Source organism: Segatella copri, from assembly GCF_019127135.1.
GTDB lineage: Bacteria > Bacteroidota > Bacteroidia > Bacteroidales > Bacteroidaceae > Prevotella.
Window position 1 is genome coordinate 1 of the sequence record NZ_JAHOEA010000099.1, and the last position, 5,997, is coordinate 5,997.

At 37.7% G+C, this 5,997-nt stretch carries 6 protein-coding genes; 3 read left to right on the forward strand and 3 right to left on the reverse strand.

The features are described from left to right. Positions 1–205: 205 nt before the first annotated feature. From KSW37_RS14935 to KSW37_RS14945, 3 genes are all read left to right on the forward strand, one after another. Positions 206–1,168: a CfxA family broad-spectrum class A beta-lactamase gene (locus KSW37_RS14935; RefSeq protein ID WP_118117378.1), complete on the forward strand. Its 963-nt coding sequence runs from the start codon at positions 206–208 to the stop codon at positions 1,166–1,168. 122 nt (positions 1,169–1,290) lie between these two features. Next, positions 1,291–2,331, forward strand: coding sequence for a transposase (locus KSW37_RS14940; protein ID WP_004307676.1), 1,041 nt, complete (start codon positions 1,291–1,293; stop codon positions 2,329–2,331). A 325-nt stretch (positions 2,332–2,656) separates the two neighbouring features. Continuing rightward, positions 2,657–3,100 carry a hypothetical protein gene (locus KSW37_RS14945; RefSeq protein ID WP_151202125.1) on the forward strand — a complete coding sequence of 148 codons (444 nt, stop codon included), beginning with the start codon at positions 2,657–2,659 and terminating at the stop codon, positions 3,098–3,100. Positions 3,101–3,358: 258 nt separating this feature from the next. Here the strand turns inward: KSW37_RS14945 and KSW37_RS14950 are convergent, their stop codons facing one another. From KSW37_RS14950 to KSW37_RS14960, 3 genes are all read right to left on the reverse strand, one after another. Beyond that, positions 3,359–4,732 (reverse strand): tyrosine-type recombinase/integrase, encoded by a 1,374-nt coding sequence (locus tag KSW37_RS14950; protein WP_153095801.1) that lies wholly within the window; start codon positions 4,730–4,732, stop codon positions 3,359–3,361. A 326-nt stretch (positions 4,733–5,058) separates the two neighbouring features. Further along, positions 5,059–5,280: a DUF2795 domain-containing protein gene (locus KSW37_RS14955; RefSeq protein ID WP_006848869.1), complete on the reverse strand. Its 222-nt coding sequence runs from the start codon at positions 5,278–5,280 to the stop codon at positions 5,059–5,061. 93 nt (positions 5,281–5,373) lie between these two features. Next, complete coding sequence (locus tag KSW37_RS14960) at positions 5,374–5,856, reverse strand: hypothetical protein (protein WP_147347303.1); 483 nt, start codon at positions 5,854–5,856, stop codon at positions 5,374–5,376. Positions 5,857–5,997 lie beyond the last annotated feature (141 nt).

Here is a 5,997-nt window from a genome sequence, read left to right on the forward strand (position 1 = left end):
TCCATAATCGAAAAAATTCCCCAAAAAGGAGTGAGTTTCTCAGATTTTATTTGTATCTTTGCCATGTCATATTAGAGTTTTGCTTGTCTTCTTTTCGCAACACTAAGGTAAGTGAAAATTCTGACATGGCAAAATCCTGGGCAACTTTTTGTTGCTCAGGCACTTATAAATAATGTTAAACTATAGTGTTGCGGAATTAAAGAACATGAAAAAAAACAGAAAAAAGCAAATCGTAGTTTTGTGTATAGCTTTAGTTTGCATCTTCATCTTGGTGTTCTCATTGTCCCATAAATCAGCTACAAAAGGTAGCGCGAATCCTCCATTAACAGATGTTTTGACTGATAGCATTTCTCAGATTGTCTCGGCTTGTCCTGGTGAAATTGGTGTGGCGGTTATTATTAATAACACAGATACGGTTAGTGTTAATAATAAAAGCATTTATCCTATGATGAGTGTATTTAAGGTTCATCAGGCATTAGCTCTTTGCAATGATTTTGACAAAAAAGGCCTTTCCCTTGATACCTTGGTAAAGATAAATAGGGAAAAACTTGATCCAAAGACATGGAGCCCTATGATGAAAGATTATTCAGCACCAGTTATATCGTTGACAGTAAGAGATCTGTTGCGCTATACTCTTTCCCAGAGCGACAATAATGCAAGCAATATCATGTTTAAGAATATGCTCAATACTGCACAAACAGACAGTTTTATAGCGAAACTCATACCACATTCGAGTTTTCAGATAGCTTATACAGAAGAGGAAATGTCCGCTGACCATGACAAAGCTTACTCTAATTACACATCTCCTCTTGGTGCTGCAATGTTGATGAATCGTTTGTTTACAGAAAGTCTTATCAGTAATGAGAAACAAGATTTCATTAAGAATGCATTGAAAGAATGTAAAACAGGTATAGATAGGATAGTAGCTCCACTTCTTGATAAAGAAGGGGTTGTAATAGCACATAAGACAGGTTCTGGTGATGTCAATGAAAATGGTATTCTTGCAGCTCAGAATGATGTAGCCTATATATGTCTGCCTAATAAGGTCTGCTATACCTTAGCTGTATTTGTTAAGGATTTCAAGGGAAATGAATCACAAGCGTCACAATTTGTTGCGCATATATCAGCGGTAGTATATTCTTTATTAATCAATACTGCGTTAAATTAATATTTAATCGTCTGTAAATCAATAACTTATATTAAGAAGTGCTTATGAAAACTTAACTGTAAAAAGTTGGTCAAGTCGCTGATTTTCAGTAACTTTGTAGATCACGACAAATACAATATTACATGAATACAGGACTTGACCAATATATGGATATCTTTAAAGATGCAGTTGAAGATTCAGCTGCAAAGATAACAAAAAGTTTCGAGAAAATACTCATCGAGGTGATAATTTTGTTCATGGTAATACCAAGAAAGATAAATTTCACCCAAATGGGGAGGTATGGCTTGCATGTTGAGCAAACCTATCGCAACGCATTCGGCTTGAAAAAGTCGAAGTGCATTGATTGGCTCAAACTTAATGTCTCACTTGCCAAGCGCTTCTTGGGTAAACAGGGAAGATGGGCTATTGCCATTGATCCCAGCTACATCAGTAAAGCTGGCAAGAAAACACCACATATCGGTCGTTTTTGGTCAGGATGTGCTCAGTCTGTTAAACATGGTCTCGAAATCATGGGTATTGGACTCATTGATATTGATACCAAAGACTGCATGATGTTAAGAGCCCACCAGTCGCTAAATAATAAAGAACTGAGTCTTAGAAACAAGACTATGGTAGATTTCTATATCAGCGTCATTAAGCGTTACCGCAAGGAACTTCTTAAACTCTCAACCCTCATAGTTGCAGATGCTTACTTCTCTACAAGTACATTTGTTAATGGGATAAAGAAAGAAGGTTTCTCTTTGATAAGCCGCTTTCGTGACAATGCTTGTCTCTTTTATGTCTATACTGGTCCACGTACAGGAAAACGTGATCGCCCCAAGACCAAGGATGGCAAGATTGATATGAAGAATCTTGACCTCACTCGAATGGAGAAGATGGAGATGAAAGATATAGAAGGAACAGCTTATACTTTGATTGCCTATTCCAAGGCACTCAAGTGTAAAGTTAGACTTGTCATCTGGCAGATGCCGAATGGCAAGAAGAAACTATTCTTCTCTACAGACACCTCACTTTCGGGTGAAGAGGTACTTCTTTATTATAGAACCAGGTTTCAGATCGAATTTTGCTTTCGTGACGCCAAGGCTATACTGGTCTTATGGACTGCCAGGCTCGCGATAAGTGGAAACTCGATTTTGCTTTCAATGCTTCGTTCACATCACTAAATGTTGCCAAGGTAACTATGAAGGAGATGGGAATGGAATATTCTATGTCTTCATTCAAGTCACTGATGACCAACATTTATCTGGTGAGACGAATTTTTAAAGCATGCGGGTACATCCCGAACCGAACTTTAATTAGCAAGATTTTCAAAGATCTCTCGTGCTTACAGCGTATAGCTGCTTAGCACATTATTGAATTATTAACGAACTATTGTACAAAATCAAGTCCGTTTCATTGCAAAATACTGCATAAAAGACTATAATTCAACTGTTTCAAAGATCGAATTGCCCTTTTTTATTGGACAGTAGTGAAATCGATTGACAAGACATGGAATCAGATTTAGCTATCTTTGCATCCCAAATGCATAATATAAAAGTACGCTACCACATTGTGGGAAAACAAGAAGAGTTGCAAGAGATATATGACCTCTATCAGACTTTCATACAGAAAGAACGCCCTGCTATGGAAGAAGACGAGGCCGATGATTGGGAAGGAAACATCATCTTAGCTCTTGGTGTGGACTATGGGACTTGCAATCTCTGTGGTAATATCAAGAAATGCGAACTTTCAGAAGGCTTTCTCTATATAGAAGCGGAAGAACTCGCATTGATTACTGACTTCCGCGTTCTTCTCAAAAATCGTTTCAAGGATTTGGAAATCTATTTCGCTACAGAAGATCCAGAAAACGAAACATATGTGACTAATGATACAGATGGCAAGTATTTTCACGACCTGCCTGATGATCATTTCATAGCTCCATTAGATTATTGACGTATGGGACCAAAAACATTTCTAGCAGCTCTAATGTGCCTAATCATCGTAGCCCTCATGTGCTCACCCATTTTCCTCGTATGGCACGGTTTTACTATGGGTGGTTCAGTAATAGTCAGAATAGCATTTATCGTGATAGGGCTCATTCTATTGCGTTTATTCAAGCCAATTTCTAATCTTACTGGCAAGGACTACAAGATATTCTGATAGTTTCGACTATAAAGGCTACAAATTTGATCGAAGGTGGTATCACTCTGTTTAGCGTGATACCACCTTCTTTTGTTTGGCATTCATATCAGGAATGAAGCAGAAGCCAAGTTTGCTTACTACAGTCGCAAGGTTGTCTGGCAAGAATTCTGCATAAACTCGCTCTGTGACGCCTGTTGAAGCGTGACCTGACAATCTGCTTATCTCACTGATTTCAGCTCCGTGTGCAAGCGCTAAAACTGCCCAAGTGTGTCTTGATACATGGAAAGTCAAGTCTTGATTCCATTTTAAATCATGAGATATACAGCGAAGCGAAGTATTGATGGTATTATTCCAGGAATTTCTACGACGGTATATCGCCTCATGGTCATTTATATCGAAGTTCTCTGGCAATAGATCAAAAACAAAGACTTTGTTTCTACCCTTCCATTTTTCAAGAATACGAATGAGTGGTTCACTCAAAGGTATGGTGTTTCGGTTTCTCGTCTTGACTTGTATTTTACTGATGAAATTCTTGTTGAAATCAATGTCTTTCCATCGGAGCGTCATCACATCAACCATTCGCATACCGCAAGCATGGAAGGCAAACAGCCACATCTCCAAAAACTCTTTTCGTCGAGGTTGTTCGATGGTATTATAAACGGAAACTAACTCAGCAAGTCTCTCTTCAGTGAGATACTTGATATTCCTCTCTTCTTCATCAAGCCGGTCCTCTTCTTTCATATACAAGTCCTGGAGAGATGCATTAAGCTGATGAGAGATATAACCTAACTGACAAGCATATTCACACGCCTGAAGAATCGGACATAGAGTCTTGTTGACTGTTGTTGCTTTCTTTTTTGCCAAGAGTCGATACTTACGGAAGTCAAGCAATAAGTCTTCACTAATATCTGAGACATAAATGAATTCCTTATGCTCACCATGTGTACCTTTGTGTTCAAGCAACAGGTATTCCTCAAACTGATTGAGATATGAAATACCATTCTTGCAAGTACTGAAACCTATCTTACCTTTCTCATAACGTTTTTCCATCAACTCTTTAGCAAACTCTATGAAGTCTTTTCCTTCATCAGGTCGCAAAGCATTGTCATTGTCTTCGAGAAAAGATCGAATCACATCACAAGTAATATGTTGATGCATTTCATAATACTTATGTATCTTCACATCTATGTCTTCGATACGCTTATGAAGAGCATGATTATAATACTTATAGTCAATATCAGTCGTGGCACGTATTTCACCAATACCGCAATAGCCTTTCTCATTCCATTCCTTTACTGACACACTTATACCAGTTGATTTACGAATAGAATCAGCATGCCAATTGTATTCTATATACAATGGATACTTTTTACCAGACTGCACCATCTTTGGTATACGCAGTCTCAATCGTCCTTTCGGATAAAGTCTTGAAATTCTTCCCATATTAAAATACCTTTTTATTAATTATGGCACTATGTACGCGAAGATAGTAGAAAAGTTTATCATATCACTCCTTTTTTATAAACTTCAGATGATTTTAGTATGAAGTAAGGAGAATAATAAGAGAAGAAAAGATGAAATTAACCGATCAGAAAAGAAAGAATTTCAGGATATACCGATTATTGATCATTTAATTATGTAAAATAAGGCCATTAGAACGGTAAAATTGGCGATAAAAGACGGCAAAAAGCCATATAGGAATTTCATGAGAAATCACCTATATGGCTCATTTCCATTATCTTATACTGATAATCGTAATCGATGAACGATTAGTACTCGTCATCATTCCACAAGAAGTCATCCTTTGAAGGATAATCAGGCCAGATGTCTTCGATGCTTTCGTAAACATCGCCTTCGTCTTCTATCTCCTGCAAATTCTCTAGAACTTCTAGAGGCGCACCAGAGCGAGTTGCGTAGTCAATCAACTCTTCTTTAGTTGCAGGCCATGGTGCATCTTCAAGCTTTGAAGCCAATTCAAGTGTCCAATACATAGCTCTATAATTTAACGTTTCTATTAATTTGGCTGCAAAAGTAATACTTTTATTTTAAACTCCAAATATTTATGGCACAAATTTGCGCATAAATCAATAATTTACATTAAAATTCTGCTTAAATTTGGTTTTATCGAAGAAAACTATACCACAATCAACCAAATTAAAGGTCAAAACCGTACGATTATCAGTTACAAGTCGAAGCCATACTTTCCTATATTCTGCATCGAGATTGATGTCTGTAACTACTAAAACCGTATCATCAGACACATTCCAGAGAAACTGCTGGAAATCCTCTCTCTTTAGCAGGGAAGATGCAGAGAGTTCTACTACATTAGGATAAACAGTTCTGATGCGGAAGAGAAGACGTTTCTGTTTGGAGGCATCTTGGGGATAGGAGGAGGAGATTTCAGAATGAGTCTGACAATAGATTCTGAGAAATCCCTTTTCGTTAACCACCTTGCGCAGGAAAGAATAGGCTGTAGGTGATTGTACTCCGAATCCTCGGGTACGAGGCATCCGTAGCATACGCTGACCGAAATTAGCAAACTCCTTTTTAATTCTTTTCCTATTCATGCTACAAAGATAATAAAAATCTGCGAAATTCCAGACCGAACAGGTCTAAAATCTGTGAGCATCTGTGAAATCTGTGGGAAAAACAAAAAAGCCTCAGAAATCTTTCGAAATCCGAGGCTCTTGATAAAAGAAGGCGGCTAC